Annotated in this window: 17 protein-coding genes; 12 read left to right on the top strand and 5 right to left on the bottom strand. The window is 59.7% G+C overall.

Annotation, left to right across the window (positions count from 1 at the left end):
* The first annotated feature begins 11 nt into the window (after positions 1 to 11).
* From AASM09_RS11580 to AASM09_RS11570, 3 genes are read left to right on the top strand one after another with little or no spacing between them, the layout of a single operon-like run.
* Entirely contained in the window at positions 12 to 1,316 is a 1,305-nt protein-coding gene (locus tag AASM09_RS11580; RefSeq protein ID WP_026070508.1) for an NAD(P)/FAD-dependent oxidoreductase, read from the top strand.
* 54 nt (positions 1,317 to 1,370) lie between these two features.
* A complete protein-coding gene (locus AASM09_RS11575; protein WP_005413341.1) occupies positions 1,371 to 2,699 on the top strand; it encodes a replication-associated recombination protein A in 1,329 nt (442 codons plus the stop codon).
* Positions 2,700 to 2,740: 41 nt separating this feature from the next.
* Positions 2,741 to 5,392 (top strand): excinuclease ABC subunit UvrA, encoded by a 2,652-nt coding sequence (locus tag AASM09_RS11570; protein ID WP_026070507.1) that lies wholly within the window; start codon positions 2,741 to 2,743, stop codon positions 5,390 to 5,392.
* Between the two features lie 85 nt (positions 5,393 to 5,477).
* Here the strand turns inward: AASM09_RS11570 and AASM09_RS11565 are convergent, their stop codons facing one another.
* The gene (locus AASM09_RS11565; RefSeq protein WP_017354479.1) at positions 5,478 to 6,437 is read right to left on the bottom strand and encodes a LysR family transcriptional regulator; all 960 of its coding nucleotides are present in this window, start codon (positions 6,435 to 6,437) and stop codon (positions 5,478 to 5,480) included.
* A gap of 131 nt (positions 6,438 to 6,568) precedes the next feature.
* On the opposite strand from AASM09_RS11565, the gene AASM09_RS11560 reads away from it, so the two are divergent.
* From AASM09_RS11560 to AASM09_RS22210, 9 genes are all read left to right on the top strand, one after another.
* Positions 6,569 to 6,976, top strand: a complete 408-nt coding sequence (locus AASM09_RS11560) for a ketosteroid isomerase-related protein (protein ID WP_017354478.1) — start codon at positions 6,569 to 6,571, stop codon at positions 6,974 to 6,976.
* Position 6,977: 1 nt separating this feature from the next.
* On the top strand, positions 6,978 to 7,583 hold the full coding sequence (locus tag AASM09_RS11555; protein WP_017354477.1) for a GNAT family N-acetyltransferase: 606 nt from the start codon (positions 6,978 to 6,980) through the stop codon (positions 7,581 to 7,583).
* Complete coding sequence (locus tag AASM09_RS11550) at positions 7,580 to 8,452, top strand: carbon-nitrogen hydrolase family protein (protein ID WP_017354476.1); 873 nt, start codon at positions 7,580 to 7,582, stop codon at positions 8,450 to 8,452. Before AASM09_RS11555 ends, AASM09_RS11550 begins: the two co-directional genes overlap by 4 nt.
* A 72-nt stretch (positions 8,453 to 8,524) precedes the next feature.
* Positions 8,525 to 9,814 carry an NAD(P)/FAD-dependent oxidoreductase gene (locus tag AASM09_RS11545; protein WP_037590709.1) on the top strand — a complete coding sequence of 430 codons (1,290 nt, stop codon included), beginning with the start codon at positions 8,525 to 8,527 and terminating at the stop codon, positions 9,812 to 9,814.
* A 265-nt stretch (positions 9,815 to 10,079) separates the two neighbouring features.
* Positions 10,080 to 11,189, top strand: coding sequence for an S-(hydroxymethyl)glutathione dehydrogenase/class III alcohol dehydrogenase (locus AASM09_RS11540; protein ID WP_005413335.1), 1,110 nt, complete (start codon positions 10,080 to 10,082; stop codon positions 11,187 to 11,189).
* A 56-nt stretch (positions 11,190 to 11,245) separates the two neighbouring features.
* On the top strand, positions 11,246 to 11,821 hold the full coding sequence (gfa, locus tag AASM09_RS11535; protein ID WP_005413334.1) for an S-(hydroxymethyl)glutathione synthase: 576 nt from the start codon (positions 11,246 to 11,248) through the stop codon (positions 11,819 to 11,821).
* Positions 11,822 to 11,918: 97 nt separating this feature from the next.
* On the top strand, positions 11,919 to 12,662 hold the full coding sequence (locus tag AASM09_RS11530) for a cation diffusion facilitator family transporter (RefSeq protein WP_049400906.1): 744 nt from the start codon (positions 11,919 to 11,921) through the stop codon (positions 12,660 to 12,662).
* Positions 12,663 to 13,205: 543 nt separating this feature from the next.
* Positions 13,206 to 14,246: a lipid A deacylase LpxR family protein gene (locus AASM09_RS11525; protein WP_017354473.1), complete on the top strand. Its 1,041-nt coding sequence runs from the start codon at positions 13,206 to 13,208 to the stop codon at positions 14,244 to 14,246.
* A 105-nt stretch (positions 14,247 to 14,351) separates the two neighbouring features.
* Positions 14,352 to 14,969, top strand: a complete 618-nt coding sequence (locus AASM09_RS22210) for a flavodoxin family protein (RefSeq protein WP_080355009.1) — start codon at positions 14,352 to 14,354, stop codon at positions 14,967 to 14,969.
* 144 nt (positions 14,970 to 15,113) lie between these two features.
* Here the strand turns inward: AASM09_RS22210 and AASM09_RS11520 are convergent, their stop codons facing one another.
* The 4 genes from AASM09_RS11520 to AASM09_RS11505 all read right to left on the bottom strand — a co-directional run bounded on the left by AASM09_RS11520 (position 15,114) and on the right by AASM09_RS11505 (position 21,463).
* Entirely contained in the window at positions 15,114 to 15,599 is a 486-nt protein-coding gene (locus tag AASM09_RS11520; RefSeq protein WP_017354472.1) for a hypothetical protein, read from the bottom strand.
* A gap of 273 nt (positions 15,600 to 15,872) precedes the next feature.
* A complete protein-coding gene (locus AASM09_RS11515; RefSeq protein WP_017354471.1) occupies positions 15,873 to 18,629 on the bottom strand; it encodes a caspase family protein in 2,757 nt (918 codons plus the stop codon).
* Between the two features lie 57 nt (positions 18,630 to 18,686).
* Positions 18,687 to 20,252, bottom strand: a complete 1,566-nt coding sequence (locus tag AASM09_RS11510) for a hypothetical protein (protein ID WP_017354470.1) — start codon at positions 20,250 to 20,252, stop codon at positions 18,687 to 18,689.
* 353 nt (positions 20,253 to 20,605) lie between these two features.
* Positions 20,606 to 21,463 carry a hypothetical protein gene (locus AASM09_RS11505; RefSeq protein WP_146027645.1) on the bottom strand — a complete coding sequence of 286 codons (858 nt, stop codon included), beginning with the start codon at positions 21,461 to 21,463 and terminating at the stop codon, positions 20,606 to 20,608.
* Positions 21,464 to 21,564 lie beyond the last annotated feature (101 nt).

The raw sequence follows: 21,564 nt of genomic DNA, 5'->3' as shown, positions 1-21,564 counted from the left end.
GGAGTGCTGCCGTGATCAAGACCTCCAGAAATCGTCATCAAGTTGTGATCGTTGGGGCGGGCTTCGGCGGACTGGAGGCCGCCACGCACCTTGAAGGAGTGGATGTCGATGTAACAATCATTGACCGGCGGAACTATCACTTGTTCCAGCCGCTGCTCTACCAGGTGGCTGGTGCGTCACTGTCACCGTCGGAGATCGCATGGCCGATCCGCTATCTGTTCCGTGACCGCCCGGAGGTCAGAACCCTCATGGCGGAGGTCGAGGGTGTGGATAAAGCTGCCCGCCAAGTGATCCTTCAGGACGGCACTCGATACCCTTACGACACCCTTGTGCTCGCTACGGGAGCAACACATGCCTACTTTGGGCATGACGAATGGTCGAAGTACGCTCCAGGCCTGAAGAGCCTGGAGGATGCAACAACCATTCGAGGCAGGATCTTGAGCGCGTTCGAGCAAGCGGAGCTCTGCAATGATCCCGAGGTTCGAGAGGCCCTTCAAACCTTTGTGATCATTGGTGGTGGGCCTACAGGTGTCGAGCTTGCCGGAACCATCGCGGAGCTGGCGCGTGGCACGCTGCAGGATGACTTTCGGTCAGTTGATCCCAGCAAAACCCGGGTATTTCTCATTGAGGCGGGTCCGCGGCTGCTCCCCGTCTTTCCTGAAAAGCTCTCCGAGTACACGAGGCGCGCCCTCGAGAAGCTTGGGGTATCCGTTTTGTTGGGGGCCCCTGTCACCGAGTGCGCCTCTGATGGGGTGATGCTCAATGGCAAGAAGCTGGCGGCATCCACAATCGTCTGGGCAGCGGGAGTTCAGGCGTCTCCAGCCGCACGTTGGCTCGACACCGAATCAGATCGGGCGGGGCGCGCAATCGTCGGCCCTGATCTAACGGTGCCTGGTTCCCCCAACATTTTCGTGATCGGGGACACTGCTTCATCAGCCACTGCGGACGGAAAGACCGTTCCTGGAATCGCGCCGGCGGCCAAGCAGCAAGGCAAGTACGTCGCGGGCCAGATTGAAGGGCTGATAACAGGGGCGCGGAGGACCGCTGCATTCAAGTACCGGCACCAGGGCAACCTCGCCACGATTGGACGCAGCCTTGCAGTAATCGATATGGGGAAGCTAAAGCTGAGCGGAGGAATCGCATGGTGGATCTGGAAGCTCGCTCACATCTACTTCCTTATCGGAGTGCGAAATCGCCTGAGCGTCGCAATGAGCTGGGTATGGAATCACAGCGTTGGATACAGAGGGGCTCGCATCATCCTCCGTGAAAAAGCAAGCAATGCCACAAGCGGCTCATTGGATGGGAAGCTGAAATAGGGGCCAAGACGCTCTGAATGCACACTCGCAACTGACTTCCCGAAGGAGAACACCTTGGCAGATCTATTCACAGCGAAACCAAGGGCACCACTGGCCGAACTGCTACGACCGAAGTCTCTCGACGAGTTCGTTGGGCAGCAACACCTGCTGGGGCCGGGGAAGCCTTTGCGTCTTGCCTTTGAAGCAAGAAGTCTGCACTCCTTCATCATGTGGGGGCCCCCGGGCGTCGGTAAGACCACCCTGGGGCGCCTCGCAGCGATGGTGACTGACAGTCACTTCATTGCGATCTCCGCCGTACTCGCCGGGGTAAAGGACATCAGGCAGGCCATTGATGATGCGCGGGCCGAACTCGACGTCCGCGGTCGCTCCACGGTACTTTTCGTCGACGAAATTCACCGGTTCAACAAGGCCCAGCAGGATGCGCTGCTACCTCACGTTGAATCAGGGCTACTCACGCTGGTGGGCGGCACCACAGAGCATCCAGGACTGGCCGTTAACTCGGCGCTGCTTTCGCGCGCGCAGGTGTACACACTTGAGCCTCTGTCTGACGCAGATCTTGAGAAGCTCTACGAACGCGCCAGACCTCACTTGCGAGGCGTTGACCTCTCCGATCCCGCATTGCAGCTGCTGAAGGGCTTCGCTGATGGTGATGGCCGCAGATTCCTGAATCTTCTCGAGCAGGTCTCAACTGCGGCCTCTGAGAAGCGGGTGGAAGAGGTGGATCTTGAGTTTGCCAAGCGCTCCACCAGCCCGTCACTGCGTCGATTCGATAAGGGCGGGGACGAGTTCTATTGGCAGCTCTCCGCGTTTCACAAATCACTGCGTGGCTCTGATCCCGACGCCTCCCTCTACTGGCTAGCGCGCATTCTGGATGGGGGCGGGGACGTGAGCCAGGTCACACGTCGAATGATTGTTATGGCAAGCGAAGATATCGGAAATGCTGATCCGGGCGCTCTGCACTTGGCCATCCACGCTGCGCAGGCGTATGAGCGACTTGGCTCTCCTGAAGGTGAAATTGTCTTGGCCCAGGCTGCGACCTATCTGGCGCTCTCCCCCAAGTCGAATGCGTCCTATGCGGCTTGGGATCTAGCAAGGGCCTTCGTCAAGGAGCACGGATCATTACCAGTTCCCATGCATCTTCGGAATGCTCCAGCGAAGCTTATGAGGCAGATGGGGTATCGACAAGCATATCGCTACGCGCATCATGAGCCAGACGGCTACGCAGCTGGACAGACGTACCTGCCGGAGGGTGTGGAGAGGCCGAACTGGTATCGGCCCACTGATCGGGGAGCTGAGCGCGCCTTGGCTGAGAGACAGGCATGGCAGCGAGCCTTGGATGAAGAGGCATCGCAAACCGAAGCCGATCCCTCTTCGGGCCAGTGATCCAGCTGAACTTAACGTCTACAACCTACAGAGACATGCACATGCCAAACGCCACATTCGGTGAAGCTTCCTGCAGTGTCGCAGCAAGCGGCCTTGTAGAGGTGCGCGGTGCGCGTGAGAACAACCTTAGAGACGTTGATGTCTCAATTCCTCGCAACGCACTGGTCGTCTTTTCCGGTGTATCCGGTTCCGGGAAGTCATCTCTTGCATTCGGGACAATCTATGCGGAAGCTCAAAGGAGGTACTTTGAGTCCGTTGCTCCCTATGCTCGACGCCTAATCGATCAGGCAGGCGTCCCTGATGTTGACTCCATCGATGGACTCCCGCCGGCAGTAGCGCTGCAGCAGCAGCGTGGTGCCAGCAATGCGCGATCTTCGGTGGGTAGCGTCACCACGCTATCCAGCCTCATTCGTATGATGTATTCCCGCGCGGGAGCATATCCGGCTGATCAGCCTATGCTTTATGCCGAGGACTTCTCACCCAATACTCCCCAGGGCGCATGCGCGACCTGCCATGGCCTTGGCCATGTGTACGAGGTGACAGAGGCCCTCATGGTGCCGGATCCAAAGCTGAGCATCCGTGAGCGTGCCATTGCTTCGTGGCCACCTGCATGGCACGGGCAGAACCTTCGCGACATTCTGGTGACGCTGGGCTACGACATTGATAGGCCTTGGAAGGACCTTCCCAAGAAAGACCGCGATTGGATTCTGTTTACCGAGGAGTCGCCCACTGTGCCGGTCTATGCTGGGTTCACGCCGGCGGAGACGCGTGCGGCCCTGAAGCGTAAAACTGAGCCGAGCTACATGGGAACCTTCACTGGCGCCCGTAGGTATGTCCTGCACACGTTTGCTAACACGCAAAGTGCCCTGATGAGGCGCCGCGTATCGCGATACATGGAGGGTAAGCTTTGTCCCACCTGCCATGGCAAGCGCCTTAAGGCAGAGTCGCTGTCAGTGACATTTGCGGGTGTGGACATTGGTCAATTCATGCAGATGCCTCTTGACCAACTGGCTTCCCTGCTCGAGCCCATTTCTCAAGGAGACTTCAGTGCTCATGCTGGCGGGGGCAAGGCGAACAAGGAAGCCACCCGTCGTGATCGCGCCGATAGGGCGGCCAGTGGGCGGGCGGTCCACGCGGTGTCTCCTGACGTCCGCCGGACCTCAGCGCTGTCGGAGGAGAAGCGCCTGGCCGCGCAGCGCCTCGCTAGTGGAGTGATGAGCCGAATCAGTCAGTTGCGTGGCCTTGGGCTTGGCTATCTAACTTTGGATCGCGCTACGCCGACATTGTCCGCTGGCGAGCTGCAGCGATTGAGACTCGCCACGCAGTTGAGCTCGCTGCTCTTTGGCGTGGTGTACGTGTTGGACGAGCCGTCGGCAGGTCTTCATCCCTCCGACAGCCAGGCTCTCTATGACGCCTTGGACCGCCTCCGCGACGGTGGTAATTCCGTATTTGTTGTGGAGCACGATCTGGAGCTGATGCGCCGTGCCCAGTGGTTGGTGGATGTTGGGCCTGAGGCGGGAGAGCGGGGCGGCAAAGTGCTCTACAGCGGAGAGCCGGATGGTCTTCGTGACATCGACGAGTCACGTACCGCGTTGTACCTCTTTGACAAGGTCCCGCCCCCTAGTGGCCAAGAGCGTCAAGCGAGTGGTTGGCTGGAACTTCAGGGCATCCAGCGTCACAACCTGAAGCGCATTGATGCGAAGATACCTCTGGGCATCCTCACCGCGGTGACCGGGATTTCGGGATCGGGCAAGTCCAGCCTCGTCGCCCAAGCGTTGCCGGAGCTGATGATGCTTCAACTTGGACACGAGCCTGAAGACGACGCGGTGGAAACGGGGGCAGCAGACGGGCCAACCGTCATCGAGACGACAGGGGGACACCTCGGCGGAGATGTCGATGCTATTCAGCGTCTCGTCCAGGTTGATCAGAAGCCAATCGGACGGACGCCGCGATCGAATCTCGCGACTTACACCGGCCTTTTCGATCATGTTCGAAAGCTGTTTGCCGCAACACCAGATGCGCGGCGTCGACGTTACGACGCAGGTCGATTCTCCTTCAACGTGGCCAAGGGACGTTGTGAGACGTGCGAAGGGGAGGGGTTCGTGAGCGTCGAGCTGCTGTTTATGCCTAGCGTCTATGCACCGTGCCCAACGTGCCACGGTGCGCGATACAACGAAGCTACGCTGAAGGTGCTTTGGAACGGTAAGAACATTGCAGACGTTCTGCGGATGACTGTCGAGGATGCACGTGAATTCTTTGGCGATGAGGACGCGATCGCTCGCCCACTTCAGTTGCTGAAGGAGATTGGCCTTGGATACCTTCGACTGGGCCAGCCGGCTACCGAGCTATCGGGTGGTGAAGCGCAGCGCATCAAGCTGGCCACAGAGCTTCAACGAAGCCAGCGCGGGCGGACACTGTATGTCCTGGATGAACCCACTACGGGCCTCCATGCCTCGGACGCGGATAGGCTGCTTGTGCAGCTCCAGCGGCTCGTTGATGCCGGCAATACGGTGGTCATGATTGAGCACGACATGCGTGCCGTTGCTCAGGCGGATTGGGTAATCGACGTGGGTCCAGGTGCCGGTGATGCGGGCGGGCAGATCGTGGCGGCAGGAACTCCAAAACAGGTCGCTCGCGTGAAGAGAAGCCGTACCGCCCCCTTCTTGGCTGAGGAACTCGCCCGCGCGGGTTGACCCGACGCTCTTTTGGCCACCATGAGCGTCCCTGGCGCTCATGGCGGCCAGATCCCGTATCAGAGAGCGGCCAAGCGACTCGGCATTAGCGCTTCCCTGCTTTGGATGGCGTTAGGGCCGAGGTGGGGGAGGGCGCCATCTGCGTAAGGCTTGGTAGTGCTCCGACGGCGGAATGGAGTGCATCGAAAACTACTCTGACGCGAGGTGAGACTGGGCCGCGTTGAGGCCGATAGACGTACAAGCCCCACGGCGCAGGATCGAATTCTTCCATCACACGCTGCAGAACACCTGACTGAATGAGTGGGGCAGCCATGTAATCAGCAAGTTGGGCAAACCCCAAGCCCGCAATGACCCCTGCCATCTCCATGTCGGCATTGTCTGCAATGAAGACCGGTGCTGTCGGCGCCACCTGTACGCCTCCAGCCAGGTACCAGGGCCAGGGCCTGCCTGTATTGATGTCCACCGATGCAACCAGTGGAAACCGCGAGAGCTCGCTAGTCTCCGCTGGTGCTCCGATTCTCTCTACAAGTGCGGGGGAGCCAACGATGTGCAGTCGCATCTCTCCTGCCTTCTTCGCAATGAATCTGCTATCACGCATGAAGCCGACGCGGATTCCGACATCGATCCCTTCATCGACAGCGTCTGCAACCCGATCGCTTAAGCGAACGTCCAAGACAATTCCCGGGTGACTTTGGGTCACTGTATCCAAGGCGGCAAGAACTGCCCTGGAGCCCATGCTGTGAGGGGCACTAATTCGGACTGTGCCCACAATCTGTGAGGCCGTCGCCTTGGTTCGCGGGCGCCACAGCTTGTCTAAGCCCTCAAGCGCCGGCCGCAGCTGATGTAAGAGATCCTCCCCAAAGGCCGTGATGCGAACCTGGCGTGTGCTTCGGTGGAACAACAGCTCCCCGTAATGACTTTCAAGGGCCTGTATCGCTCGGGTGATGGCCTGAGGAGAGCTTCCCAGTCGAACAGCGGCCTCACGAAAGCTCGGCGCCTCAGCCGCGGCCCTAAACGTCTTTAGAAGATCCAGCTCGCTGTTCATCTCAAGGCCCCCATGGTCGTTGGGCTCATATTATTCCATTTCAGGGAATTATGAAATCCTATCAATTCCATATACAACAATTCTTCAGGTCTCCAGAATTCCTCCACACCCTCACCTGACCGGAGAACCTGATGAGCAAGTTCAACTACATCGAAGAGTACTACCAGGCATTCAACCGCGGTGATCGCGACGCGATGCTCTCGATGCTCACTGATGACGTTGTGCACGATCTAAATCAGGGGAGTCGCGAAGTAGGGATCGACGCATTCCGCGCGTTCCTGAGCCGCATGGATTCCTGCTACAGCGAGCAGCTTCACGACATCGTGGTGATGTACAGCAGCGATGGTGCGCGTGCCGGCGCGGAGTACGTGGTGCACGGACTCTACCACCACACGGACGAAGGTCTCCCTGCAGCGGCAGGGCAGATCTATGTTCTTCCCGGTGGCGCGTTCTTTGACATCCGTGATGGAAAGATTGCGCGCGTCACCAACTACTACAACCTGGAGGACTGGATTTCCCAGGTCCACAAGGCGCCCTGAAATGGCTACCAACGTGCGAGTAGAGGTACTGGTCGGCACCGAAATCGAGGACTGGCTCGATCGCGTCGCTCAGTTGCGGATCGAGATATTCAGTAGCTATCCCTACCTGTACGAAGGAGACATGGACTATGAGCGTCACTACCTCCGCAATTATGCGACGTCTGACGGGGGCATCGTTGTCCTGGCCAGGGATGGAAGGGACGTTGTAGGTGCATCGACTGGCCTTCCTTTGTTGAGCGCCGATGCCGCTTTCATTCGTCCCTTCCAGGAGCACGGTCCCCGGCCAGAAGAAGTCTTCTACTGCGGGGAGTCCGTACTGAGGCCGGAGTACAGAGGAGCTGGCTTGGGCCACGTCTTCTTTGATCGAAGAGAGGAGCAAGCCCGACGAAAGGGCTTCAAGTGGTCTTCTTTCGCGTCGGTGGTTCGGTCGGAGACTGATCCGCTTAGGCCACCTGGATATCGAAGCAATGAAGGCTTCTGGACTCGCCGTGGGTATGCACAACAGAGCGCGATGAAGGTCGCTCTTCCTTGGCGGCAGCATGGGGCCACGCACGAAACCGAGCAGACACTTTCACTTTGGCTCCGTTCCTTGGAGGACGTTACATGAAGATTGCAGCAGCTAAGTACGTGATCGGTCGTCCGAAGACCTTTGCCGAGTTCGCTGCGCGCCAGCGCCGAATTCTGAATGACGCACGGGAACAAGGAGTTGAGCTTGCAGTACTTCCGGAATACCTGTCGCTGGAACTGGGTTCGACTCTTCCAGAAGCTCTTCAGCTTAGCCTGAGGTCCACCCTGGAGTCGCTCCAGATCTATCAGAGCGCATGGTGTGAGCTCTATAGCACCTTGGCTGTCGAACTGGGAATGACCATCCAGGCAGGAACGTTCCTCACCGCAACATCCCATGGGATGTATCGCAACCGTGCCTGGTGGTTCACAGCTGATGGTCGCAGCGGATGGCAGGACAAGCTTCAGCTTACTGGCTTCGAGAAGCAGGCAGTTGTCATCGAGCCTGGCGATCGCATCGCGGCGTTTGAGCAGGACGGAAAGCGTGTCGGGATTGCGGTTTGCTATGACAGCGAATTTCCGCTTCCTGTTCGCCTCCAGCAGGAGGCAGGGGTGCGCTTGCTGTTGGTGCCAAGTTGCACCGACACCGACGCCGGTGCCACCCGTGTCGATGTTGGGTGCCGAGCGCGAGCGCTTGAGAATCGGATGTTCGTGGCAAAGGCGGTCACCGCTGGCGTCGCCGACTGGAGTGAAGCGCTTGATGTCAACACCGGTGAGGCAATGATCCTCTCACCGATGGACCATGGCTTCCCCAGTGACGGCGTGCTCGCAGCGACCTCCGACGATCAGGAGTGGGCGATTGCTGACATTGACTTCGCAGCGCTCGAAGCAAGCCGTGCACGAGCGCAGGTAGCCGTCGACAAGGATTGGGATGGTCAGCTCCGCTTCCATTCCGTTGAGGTCCTGAACTAACCAACGTCTAGATGCCTGGGCCATGAAGTGCTCGTGGGCGTCGCTGGCAACTCAAATACCTGGGGAATCAAAATGCATCGTATTGTCATTGTTGGTGGTGGGGCCGGAGGGCTGGAGCTGGCTACGCAGCTGGGCCGGAAGCTCGGGCGCTCAGGGCGAGCAAAAGTCACTCTTGTCGATGCTCGGATGACGCATCTGTGGAAGCCACTTCTTCACGAGGTTGCCTCAGGCGCGTTGGATGCCGCAGAAAGTGAGCTCAACTATCTCGCCCAGGCTAGCTGGAATCACTTCCAGTTTCAGTTGGGGCGGATGACGGGTTTGGATCAGAAGTCCAGAAAGATCGAGCTTGCCCCACTGTACGATGAGGAGGGCAACGTTATTGCGCCCCGTCGCTCGATCTCCTACGACACCCTGGTGATCAGCGTGGGTAGCGGAACGAACGACTTTGGAACTCCCGGTGCAGCGGATCATTGCCTGTTCCTGGACGATCCCGATGCCGCCATTGCTTTCCAGAAGCGGCTGCTGAGCGAGTACATGGGCGCGCAAGCGCGCGGCAAGTCAGAAACACTGGAGGTTGCGATCGTCGGCGCCGGCGCCACCGGTGTCGAGCTGGCGGCCGAGCTGCGTGATGCTGCAAGGCAATTTAGCGCTTATGGGCTGGACAAGATCTCTCCCGAGAATCTGAAAATCACGCTTATCGAGGCTGGTCCGCGAGTGCTGCCAGCTCTGCCAGAGCGCGTGAGCCTGCCGGTCGCCGAGCGACTTGTACATGAAGGCGTTCGTGTCATGTGTGGCTCGGCTGTGACCCTAGTGGATGAAGAGGGCCTGCAACTCGCCAATGGCATCAAGGTTGCTGCGAGGCTGAAGGTATGGGCGGCGGGCATCCGTGCTCCCGTCTTCCTTGCATCCCTCGGGAACCTAAAGACCAATCGCATCAACCAGCTCGAGGTATCTGAAACGCTGCAGACAACGCAGGATCCGAACATCTTCGCATTCGGGGATTGTGCAGCCTGCCCGAATGGACACAGCGGTACAAACGTTCCCCCCAGGGCACAGGCCGCTCATCAGCAGGCTCACTTCCTTGCGCAGGCGATTACCCGCCGTATCGAGGGACGCCCGCTGCCCAGCTTCACCTATCGAGACTATGGATCGCTGGTGTCCCTGTCGAGGGAGGGCGCCGTTGGCACGCTGATGGGTAACCTCATGGGGTCATTCAAGGTCGAGGGCTGGCTGGCCAGGATGTTCTACATCTCACTGTATCGCATGCACCAGAGGAGCCTGTTCGGTACACGCCGGGTGGTTGCGCGCATGCTGGCAGACGCATTGGGACGGAGTACGGAGCCTCGCCTCAAGTTGCATTGATGCGGGCGAGCTGAGGGGCGGAGCTGCGAGTCAACAATTCCAACGCAAGGAATTATGAAATCCAATCTGTTCCATATACAGCAATCCATCGAAGTCCAATACTTGGTCCCAACAGCTCGCCAACTAGAATGCTGTAGGCGCATTCGACCTGATTGAAACGCGTTCTAGAGCCGGCGCCAGGGGCGGCGCGCCCGATGTACCACTGATCAAGCTCGCCCCAAAGACCGTTGTCGCACTTATCTCGTTACACCCAAGGAGAACTCACATGAAATCCCGTGCAGCCGTTGCATTCGGTCCCGGTCAACCGCTCGAGATCGTCGAAATCGATGTTGCTCCGCCGAAGAAGGGCGAAGTACTGGTGAAGATCACCAGCACTGGTGTCTGCCATACCGACGCATTCACCCTGTCGGGCAATGACCCTGAAGGCCTGTTCCCGGTGGTGCTGGGCCATGAAGGCGCCGGCATCGTTGTCGAAGTGGGCGAGGGCGTGACCAGTGTGAAGCCCGGCGATCACGTCATCCCGCTGTACACCGCAGAATGCGGTGAGTGTCTGTTCTGCAAGAGCGGCAAGACCAACCTGTGCGTTGCCGTACGCGCCACCCAGGGTAAGGGTGTGATGCCTGATGGCACCAGCCGCTTCAGCTACAACGGCCAGCCGCTGTATCACTACATGGGCTGCTCGACCTTCAGCGAGTACACCGTCGTGGCCGAAGTCTCTCTGGCCAAGATCAATCCGGAAGCGAATCCGGAGCACGTCTGCCTGCTCGGTTGCGGTGTCACCACTGGCATTGGTGCGGTGCACAACACGGCCAAGGTGCAGGAAGGTGACAGCGTGGCCGTGTTCGGCCTCGGTGGCATCGGCCTGGCGGTGATCCAGGGTGCTCGTCAGGCGAAGGCTGGTCGCATCATCGCAGTGGACACCAACCCGTCCAAGTTCGAGTTGGCCAAGCAGTTCGGCGCAACCGAATTCGTGAACCCGAAGGATTACGACCGTCCGGTTCAAGAAGTCATCGTTGAGATGACCGGCTGGGGCGTCGATCACAGCTTCGAGTGCATCGGCAACGTCAATGTGATGCGTTCGGCGCTGGAGTGTGCACACCGCGGCTGGGGCCAGAGCGTTGTCATCGGTGTGGCCGGTGCTGGTCAGGAGATCTCCACCCGTCCGTTCCAGCTCGTGACCGGTCGTCGCTGGATTGGCAGCGCCTTCGGTGGTGTGAAGGGCCGTAGCCAGCTGCCTGGCATGGTCGAAGACGCCATGCGGGGTGAGATCGATCTGGCTCCGTTCGTGACCCATACGATGGGCCTGGAAGCAATCAACGAAGCCTTCGAACTCATGCACGAAGGCAAGTCCATTCGTACTGTCATCAACTACTGATGCACCGCAGCACCGGGCAACCGGTGCTGCACTTCCAACAATAGGAGTTTAAGTCCATGCAACACCAAACTATCCATCCCTCGGTCGATTCCGGCGTCGTTGCCGGAACCGCCGGCTTCAAGGGCGGCACGCTGAAGTGCCTGTGCTCTGACAAGCCGGTTGAGATCTCCGTCGCAAGCAATGTGGCCCACAACCATGCCTGTGGTTGCACCAAGTGCTGGAAGCCGGAAGGCGCCATCTTCTCCGTGGTCGGTGTCGTTCCCCGCGATACCGTTTCGATCACGGCGAATGCCGACAAGCTGGCGATTGTCGATCCGGCTGCGACCATCCAGCGCCACGCGTGCAAGGACTGCGGTGTCCACATGTTTGGCCGCATCGAGAACAAGTCCCATGCCTTCTACGGCCTGGACTTCATTCACGTTGAACTGTCCGAACAGAAGGGCTGGGAAGAACCGCGCTTCGCCGCATTCGTGTCTTCGATCATCGAAGGCGGCGGCGCAAGGCCGGAACAGATGGACGGCGTCCGTAGCCGCCTGAAGGCTCTGTCCCTGGAGCCGTACGACGTGTTGAACCCGCCGCTCATGGATGCGCTGTCCGCGCATGCTGCACGACTCAGCGGCGTTCTCTCCTAAGCAGTGTAAATGCCGCCCCTTGCATGCAAGGGGCGGTACTTCCTGACAGTACGCCACCGGCGTATACATTTTCGCTCAGAGCCTGGAGTCTTCGACCATGTCCTTGCTTCCCCCCAACGCAATGCACGAGCGGACTCTGCAGGGCGTACAGAGCACCGGCAACGCACGGGCAATTACGAAGGCCGCGACTCTCACTGCGGTCATGATGTCCGTCGAAATTGCTGGAGGATGGGCCTTCAACTCGATGGCTCTTCTCGCAGATGGCTGGCACATGAGCTCTCACGTGCTGGTACTCCTGTTCGCACTTTCTATCGCTTGGTACGCTGAGCGGAATCAGAGCCGCCCAGAGCGCGCGGCTCGGGTGCTAGCGGTTGAGCTCATCGCGGCGAGCGTAAGCGCGATGATCATGCTTTGGATTGCCGCTTCGATGGCCTATGAATCGACGGAGCGTCTCCATGCGCCAGAGGCTGTTCAGTACTCAGAAGCGCTTGCCATCGCCGTTGCGGGTTTGATTACAAATATATTCTCAGCGCGGTGGCTACATTCTGCCTACCATCGCGAAGGTGCTGCGGTTGATCACTGCCACGTTCCGCATGAGCGCCATGCTGACGAGAAGGGGGCCGATGCGCGCAGGAGTCCCAATCTTCGTGCGGCCTATCTTCACGTCGCTACGGACACCGCTGTAACGGCACTCGCAATTACTGCACTTGTCGTGGGGATGATCTGGGACGTGACGTGGCTGGACTCAGTCACAGGCCTCATCGGAGCGTCGGTTGTCGCAGTCTGGGCCATTAGATTGCTTCGTAGCTCCATTTCGGCGTGGATAGGTCGGCGTAAGTAGCTAGTGCGGTGGTGCCTCCGTGCTCAGCACGGAGGCTAGCCCTGCGATTGGGAGCCTTCCACAAAACTCGCTGCGACCGGAGTCATTCCTGGACGCATCTGGCGAGCCCGCTGAGCGCATATGCCCCACCTCACATGATGCGGAGTTGCTGGCGGGGTGGCCATTCTCTCAGTCAGAGATCAACAAACTGACTGTGATTCTGAAACGTCCATCTTGAGCGGCTGACGTTGCTTCGCAGCGAGGTGACGTGCCCTTCAGTCTAGGTCAGTACCTGGGGCGCCGGCTGTTGCGGCACTAGGGGAGGGCCTGGACGATCTCTTGCTCAGGCGAACGTCTTGGCGAGCCCAAGAGCGCTAGATACTGCTGCAGGGATGCGCCGCCTTTGAAAGCAATTGGCGTGCGGCCGGCTGATGGCCTGGTGTATGGCTCAAACCCCTTCCTCCGGGTCTACTGCGACAGCGCATTAGATCTTCAATTGAACCTCACATTGAGTCAAATGGCAGCAAGCCCATGAAAAGACTGGCGCTTAGTCGGTTGTCTGTGATGGCGGCACTCGTGTTCCTGGCCGCTGCCCGAGCCCCGGTGGCCCAGGCGGCCGAACAATGTGGCCCGGACGCGATGCGCGATCACCCGCCGCAGATCAGCTTCCGCGTCGACAACGACCTGTTCGGTGGCCGCCACCAAGACCAGGGCTATACCAACGGCGCGCAGCTGACCCTGGTCTCGCCGAACCTGGTCGACTACACCGCCGACCCGTGCCTGCCGCGCATGGCGCGCTGGGTGAACCAGTACCTGGAAGGCCTGCACCCCGGCAGGTTCGAGCAGCAGAACATGATCTTCAGCATCGGCCAGGCCATCTTCACCCCCACCGACCCGACCCGCCGCGACCTGATCGAGGATGACCGGCCGTATGCCGGCGTGCTGCTGGCCAGCTTCGGCTTCAACGCACGCAGCGGCGACCGCCTGCAGACCACCCAGCTGGCCGTGGGCGTGGTCGGGCCCTGGGCCCAGGGCAGGCAGGTGCAGAACGCCGTGCACGACGCGCTAGGGGACGAGAAGTTCAAGGGTTGGGACAACCAGCTGCACAACGAGCCGGTGTTCATGCTGACCCACGAGCGCATGCGCCGCTGGCCGGCCGATGCCAGTGTCAATGCCGGCGGCTGGGGCTGGGATGCGATCAGTCACTATGGCGGTGCGATCGGCAACCTGGAAACCAAGGCCAACGCCGGTGGCGAAGTGCGCTTCGGCTGGAAGCTGCCCGACGACTTCGGCAGCACGCCGCTGCGCCCGGCCGGCGAGAACACCGCGCCGACCCGTGGTGGCCGCCTCAGCGGCTGGTCCTGGCACTTGTTTGCGACCACCGACGCGGCATGGGTAATCCGCGACATCACTCTGGACGGCAATACCTTCCGCAACAGCCACAGCGTGGACAAGCGCCACGTGGTCGCCCAAGGCGGCTACGGCATCGCGGTGATGCGCGGGCGCTGGAGATTCGCAATGGCGCGTTACCACAGCACCCGGGAGTTCTATGGCCAGCGCCAGTCGCCGGTGTTCGGAAGCTTCACTATTAGCCGCTCGCTATAGTAGGTGGCGACGATCGCGGGTGTTCGACCATGCAATGTCCTTGAGTGCAGTACCTCGCAGAGCGACTACAGAAGTAACGCGGGAGTGCATGATGGAGAGTACTGAATGATGCTAATCACCAAGCTCGTCGTAGTCATCGTCGCGCTTGCCGCTGGGATCAAGGTGATTGATTGCTGTGTCGTGTGGGCAGCGCGACGAAGGCTGGAGAAACTTCAGAAGCTAAAGGCGCCGGCCCCATCGAGATCTCCTTTACCCGATGCCCTGGTGGTCTACTACTCTCGCTCTGGGCACACCGCCTTAGCCTCTAGTTATCTGGCGAACCAGTTACACGCCGATCTGCGTGCTGTCGAAGCATTTGACTACTCATTGGGCTTGGCCGGGTGGGTGAATGCTATGGCTGATGGGGGTCTTGATGACGCGTGGATAAATCCCGCGTGGATGGATCTAGCTCCCTATGACGCTATCTATTTGGGAACACCCATCTGGCGTGGTTGCCCAGCGCCGCCGGCTTGGGAGTTTGTTAGGAGCAACATGTTCCCTGGGAAAAAGGTCGTACTAGTCACTACATCCAGAGGATCATGGAAGCAGTCAGCTATTGAGCTCCTTGGGCGAGAGATAGTTCGACGAGGTGCGCGATCATTCGAGCATCGGCCTTTGGCGCGCAAGCGTGCCTGGTTCAGAAGATCGGACCCAGATGATCTCAGAATTACGGATCTGATGTGACCGACCTACCATGAATGCCCCCGGCCAATGCTGCGTTTAGTCGGCACCCCTCGCCTTAGCTAGCGCTATGCCAATCGCCGCGTCGCCCCTTGCTGCACGCTCGTCAACGGCCTAGGGCCGTCCCGAGAGTTTCGTGAGGTGGTTTCATTCGCGATTGTCGAGCCGTCCGTTAGACAACGCATGCTGGAGAGCAATCGCAACCTGCGTCGCGGCGTAGACCCAATCGTTGTCTTCTTCGTACGGATCCACTTCCGAATCTTCTTTGCCACCATGGAAGAGGTTGTTGCGGACTTGCCGCATGGCTTCCACCAGCGCGACCGCATCCGATTCGGCATCCAATGGGCAGGGGCAAAAGCGGGCCACCAAGTTCCCGTTCTCTTCAATAATCATCTGCTTCATGGGGCGCTCATCGCGTTGACAGAGAAGGCGCGCACGCGCCGACTCAGGAACCTCTGACGCGAAATCGTCGCCCAACTTTCGGACGCGCTCTTGCACCTTGCGCCAAGCCACGTCGGACGTCGGTTGCCCCGTCCGGTCTTTCCGGAAGAAGTCCCCGTGCCGTCGGAGCTGGAATTCCAGTTTGCTCACGGTCTTGAGAAGGTCGTAGGCGAGATTGGCGCTTACCGGCATTTCAGCATTCTATGTGAGTAGTGTGAGGTCCGAATCGCAAACTGCCACAGCGAAGGCACAAGGACCACCAAGAAATGGCGCTACTTGAGAGCCGCCTAACACGCGGGAGGATGTCATCCTGTAGGCCGGGCGTCGCACCTCATCTAGATTCTTGACCTATAACCGCTTCGGGCTGGCAACGCAGGTCGGCAGTGACTTGGGACAACTTTGCCTAGACACCGCTAAGAATACTTGGATGGGGTTCGCGTGAAGGCCGCGCTTACGATTCGCCTCTCAGTAGTCGTCCATTGATTGCAGGTGAGTGCTGCGCTTCGACTTGGTGGCTGTCGAGTCTGGGTCGGGTTCATCTCCGTTCACCGTTACCCACTCGATGAGAGGGCCCAGGTCGGATTGGCGGCGGGCTTCCGCATACAGCTTGCTATAGGCGGCCATGGCGTATATCGGCGACAGCATGAGCTCCGCTGCCAAGGCGAAGACATCGGACTCGGGTGGCAGCGACACAGTGGTGAAGGCGCCGCTGTCGGCATCGGTGTGGCGCTCAGCCAGCGCATCCAGAAGACGCCGACGGAGTGCTTGCTGGAAGGGGCTATGGGTGGGATTAGGACACCTCAGGCCGTCTTCGACCGGAACCCAGGTGTCCAGTGACCAGGCGGGGGCGAGCACTTGCGGGGTTGCCGCGTCGTCAATCCCCTGTGCATTACCCTTCAGAGTGCCCATAGCCTGGTCAGAAAGCCGATTTCGCAACAACCAGCGGTCATCAACTGAACGCTGCCAGAGAGTCCATAGACTCCCACCGGACCGCCATTGGCCGATCTCCTCGAACAGTTCGGAGGCCAGTCCGCCTCGCGCCTCCAGCTTTGAGGCAAGGCTCCATGAGGCCGCCAGCGCGGGTGGGTTACGGAGCGGATGGGCCACGTTCGATAGGCCTAGCCATTGCGCGAGCACCGCAAAATCGGATAGACCCTCCCTGATTTCCTTAGGAACGGCTGCAACGCATTGTCCAACGGTATCGATGTGCTGCCCGCCCCGCTGGAAGGCAGCGAGGGCCGCGTACAAGGCCCACATCGGGCTGGCCATTGCTTGCTCGGTTGATGGCACCGCCACCTCCCGGCCGACTGTAAGCTGCGCTCGCGCCGCCTCCGTCGCAAGCCCGATCGGATCGAACAGCAGTGACGCACTTCCCATCCGGACCAGATGGATGGAGGCAGTCGCCAAGTCGAGCATTCGTGCGCCCTGAGTGTCCACCATCGGAGGGGTTGGCGGAGCTGAGGTACAGTCAAGGTAGATCTCGGTACGCCACCCCTTAATCACCGGGACGACCAGTCCGTCTTCATTCGACTCGTCCCAAGGGCTGGCCGTTCGCAGTGCGAGGCTGCCAGCTGTTGCTGCTAATTTGAGGTAGGCGTAGCCGAGCCTGTCGTCCGTACCACTGTGGATGAGGCGCTCCTCCAAGGTTGCCCCTACAAGGGAACTGAGGTGCCACTGCCGCCACGGTGGCGCGGGGTTTAGAGAGCCGTCGGGACTGAAACTGGAGTCGCGCGCGAAGACAAAGACCTCACCGATTTCGCTGAGATCGCGGCTTGGCTCCGTCGGAATCATCGAGTATTCAGCGGCATGAAGGGACTGATTTTGGTGCGTGGTTGACGTGCCGATGACGGGCGCAGCCGCGGAAAATTCGGGCCCGGGCAACCGCTGGTCGAGGGGCGCATCCGCAACAACGAACAGCGATTGCGCCGATTCGGCCCCGACGTGCACCAGGGCTTTGTAGAGTCCCGGAGCTAAGGACAGCGAGACCACTCCCGTACCGATGCTGACACGAGCGTAGCTAGCATCGAGCACCGTGATCTGCGCGTTGGGATTGTCCGTCCTCAACACCACCGGCTGCGCTGCAACCTCGTCGGTTCGCAAAGCGGGCATGTCGATAGGTGCAGCAACGGGAGGGGTGTTGCCTGCAGCTGGCAGCACCGGGTAGGGAACCTCGAAGGCGACGTCGGGTAGATTCCCTGGTGTAACGACGAGATGCAGACCCGGGGTCAGCTCCACGATGGGATGCTCGAGCTGGCGAAGCTGGCTACTGCGTAGCTGCCCATTTGGCGTCATGTCGGTGGGCGGCGCGGGTGGGTAAGGTGAGATGTCAGGATCCGGTTGCCGGTCGATGGCCGCGAATTTAGCAATGATGCGGCTCAGGTCGACGGCAACCCGGCGTGGGAGCGCGGAAGCTGGCGCCGACGCCGGGCGCTGATATATTCGAATCCGCTTCGTTGCGGGAGTCAGTGGTGGCGTGTATCCGGTTTCCTGTTCGTAGCGATCGGCCCATAGCACCTGGAAGTAGTCCGCGACGGCGCGATCCGTCACCCATCCGTCGGCGTCAGGCGGTGCGCTGCGCAGCGCGTCCAGTAGGACGCTAGTGAACAGGCCGCGAGACTGCCCGGCCGGGCCAATGTTGCGCTCAAAGGACTGACGTCCCCGCGGCGCTCCATACGCCTGGAACAATCGGACGTGTGCCGTTCGTTGCCGGTCCGGCGGGGTCCAAGTCGGCTCGAGCACCTGGCTCGCCTTGAGTACGTCCTGGCAGCAGTCCGTTACCAGGATGATTTCATCAAAGAAACCCGCGTTGGCGATTTTCGACGCATAACGCAGGACGGCGATATGCGCCGTGTCGCCGTTTTGCGCGACGGCCGAGAATAGTGCCGGGTCGTGAATCGCCGAACCGGCTGTGAACCCGTGTCCGGCGAAGAACAGATACAAGCGCTGTCCAATGCGGTCATGCCATCCGTTCGGGGTGCGCAGCCATAGATTAAGCGCCTTCTTGAGCTCCTTCTCGGTCGGGTTTGCGTCGTCCGGGGTCGCTGCCACGCCATAATCCTGCGACCGTATGACTTGGATACGTCGGGTGTCCAGGTCGCCGTACTCCGGATCGAGGAGCCATTGCCGGAACTCTTCGCCATCGTTCTCAGGTCCATGGAGGTCACTCAGGCCGGGATAACGGTTAATTGTCAGCACGATCGCGTAGTGATCATCTCGCGGCATGTCCACATCTCTCCCTGTTGCGTACACAAGGGCACCTTTGGCGTGCTCTCGAAGATGTCACCATCCGCCGAGGAGGCTCTCAACGCTGAGCAGCGTATCTTCGTCGTCGTCGAAAGCTCCGTGATCAATGCTTGTGCTGTTCAAGCCTGCTGTCTGTCCTTGGGACTTGGACCAGATCGTACGGTTCGGTGCAGCTCCGAGCCACGCGCGGACTGCACCTATTTCGGGAAACTTGCTATCTGAGTAGATGTGGTGCCAAGCGAAGAAGCGTTCCATGCCCAGCAGCGGCATGTCCGGTTCGTCGACGAGCGTTCCGTCGGAATTTGGGCGCGATTCGAGGACACCCGACACCAGATAGAGGAGGGAGCTGGGATAGATGAAGCGCTTCCAGTCCTGCCCATTGGGAAATTTAGAGTCGTCTCCGACGACCTGATCGTCCCGTTCGAATTCATCGCGCATGCCAAACAAGCGGAAGTGACGGATGCGATCGCCATGTTGGGTGATCGTGGCGGCAAAGCGCTCGTAGGTGATGGCGGGCGCCAGGAACACGACGTCGAATGCAATCTCGGCCGGCAGAAGCTCTGATGCCTTGTCAAGCCAATTGGCGATGTAGACGGCGCCAGTGCTGTGGCCGACTAGAGTGATCCTCGATAGCAGCCCTTCAGAGGCATGGGCGGCACGCAGCCGCTCCAGCAGCGCAGTTCCGGCATACAGGTCGGAGCCGTCGCCGAACGCATCGAGTGAGTCCTGCTTCATGCGGTTCCACTGGAGTGCCTTGCCCCATTCATTGAGTCCACTGCCACCAAAATGAACACCACGCAACACTTCCTCTACGACCGTTGCATACAGGCCGTGATCGCGTTGATCCGCGTACCGACGCAGAACACCCTGCAGGATGCGCTTCACCAGAAGGGAAACTTTGAACCAGACGATCAACCCGCGGCCTCCCTCGACCCCGGCGACCTGCGTTGATACCGCCTGCGAGAACGGGGTATCTCGAACGCTCGCTCCGCCCCCGATGAATGCATCGCGTGCTTCGTCTAACGCGGTTGGCAGGGTTTGCATGGCGACCACAAACTCGCTGTCGGTTTGCAAGTCGGCTTCGATCTCGGCGTCGTCGATCAGCGCACTCGCCGCACGCGCACCTGAGGGCCCCACTACAGGTTTGAAATCACGGTAGGGCACGTGATTGCGACTGGGATCGCTCCAATATGTATCAACTGCCTGGCGGACCTTCCCTGCATCGACGTTGCCCGGCGTGATGGTCCGGGCGCCGTTGCTACCTCCCAAGCGGCGGAGCGCGTACTCTAGCGCCTTGCGCACCAGATTCTTGAATACCGGCTCATCCGGCAGCTCGCGCAGGTTGTTGCGGATCGTTTCAACGAAACCCGACTCCCACACGGAAAAAACCGGATAGGCCGATTGAGAAAAGCGCCCCTCAAGTCGCTGGGCAATACCGATACCCGCGGCCTTGTCGACCAGGCCCCCGTGAAAGTAAAGCAGCAAATGACCACGCCCGTCCTTACGAAGCGCCGTGACGATAGCGTCGATATCCTCTGGCTTCGTATCGGTTCCGGCACCGATACGGCCGTTGCGACTGTGGATTTGATGCAGACTGCCCATACCTGGCCCCCTGTGACCAGAATGATGCCAACCCAGAGTGCCATGAGTTTATGAAGTGGGCAATCAGTAATCGCCTAGGTAGGGATTGGTCACCTCAATGCCGAGTAAGCGAAGGGCTAGAGTTGAATGCCCCGGACCATGCCGCAGCTGGGGCGGTAGTTTGCATTTGGCGCTCGATCGATAGGGACACGAGGGCACGGCTCATCGACCTGATCATTGAGGTACAGACGGAGAATTGGCTTTGAATGCCAATGGCGTCCATCTGATACGGTTCCTATGTAGGGTAGCTACCCAGGCAGGGGTAGCGCGGTATCCGTGCCGGGCCTCAAGTTTGGCTACGATCATGCCATCCGCTAATTCAGCTCGCCAAATAGCCACGGTTGGATCGCGGTTGGATCGTCGACGCAGAGGTGAAATTCGTTCGGCGGCTCCTTCTCTGCATCGGTGGCGCAGCGCAGTTCATGTAGTCGGTATTGGAGTAGTGCGGCACGGGTTCTTAACCTGTAGGCTGCCTTACCTCCGAAATACTCGATACGCACCATATCCTTCTGATCTGGTGTCAGATGCGGATGGGGGACGATCGACAGCTCTACCTGTGTCTGCCAGGCGGCGTCCTGGCTAGGCTCGGCCCGCTCTGGCCGAGGATCAGCCAGCTGTTTCAAGCCGCTCAGCCGATTTATAGACAGGTCCAGGAAGCGTCCGGCTTCCGCCTCGTCCTCGGCGATGACAAATGCGCGAACATGCCAGCGCCTGCCTGCCTGCACCAGCGCATGAGGGAACAGTCGTTTGGTGCGAGGTGCTGGGTTGCGCATGGACCGGTGCTCGCCAACGAGCCCCTTGCCCTCTCTGCAGGCACGATTAAGCAGTGCGAAGTGGCGTCGTTCAACGCCGCCGAGGATAAGCTGGGAGCTCTCGATAAAGCCTGTAGCTTCCTGGGGGCGCTCAAACGCAAGGTACTCTTCGATCAGCCCTTCGGTTAGGAGGGGTCTGAAGCCAGACATCGCCACGTATCCGCGCACATGGCTTCGGTACTCAAGGCCGCCTCCATTGAGTTCAGCATATTGGGTTAGCAATCGACTTACCGTGGTGATATGCAGATCAAACACTTGGCGTACTCGCTCATTGGTGACTTGCCCCTCCCAGAGGAGCAGCGTTTCGATGGCTCGAAGTGTTTCCGGACTTTTGTTTGGATTGGGGCGGGGGCGGGGCATGGGGCTGGGCCGGGGTCAGATGACACGCAGCTTAGCATTGATGCTAAGTTAGCGTTTATGATATGTTAGCGTTTATGCTAATGTGAAGTAGATAGCCCAAC

Source organism: Stenotrophomonas maltophilia, assembly GCF_039555535.1.
GTDB lineage: Bacteria > Pseudomonadota > Gammaproteobacteria > Xanthomonadales > Xanthomonadaceae > Stenotrophomonas > Stenotrophomonas maltophilia_Q.
This window is presented reverse-complemented; position numbering and strand designations above follow the sequence as displayed.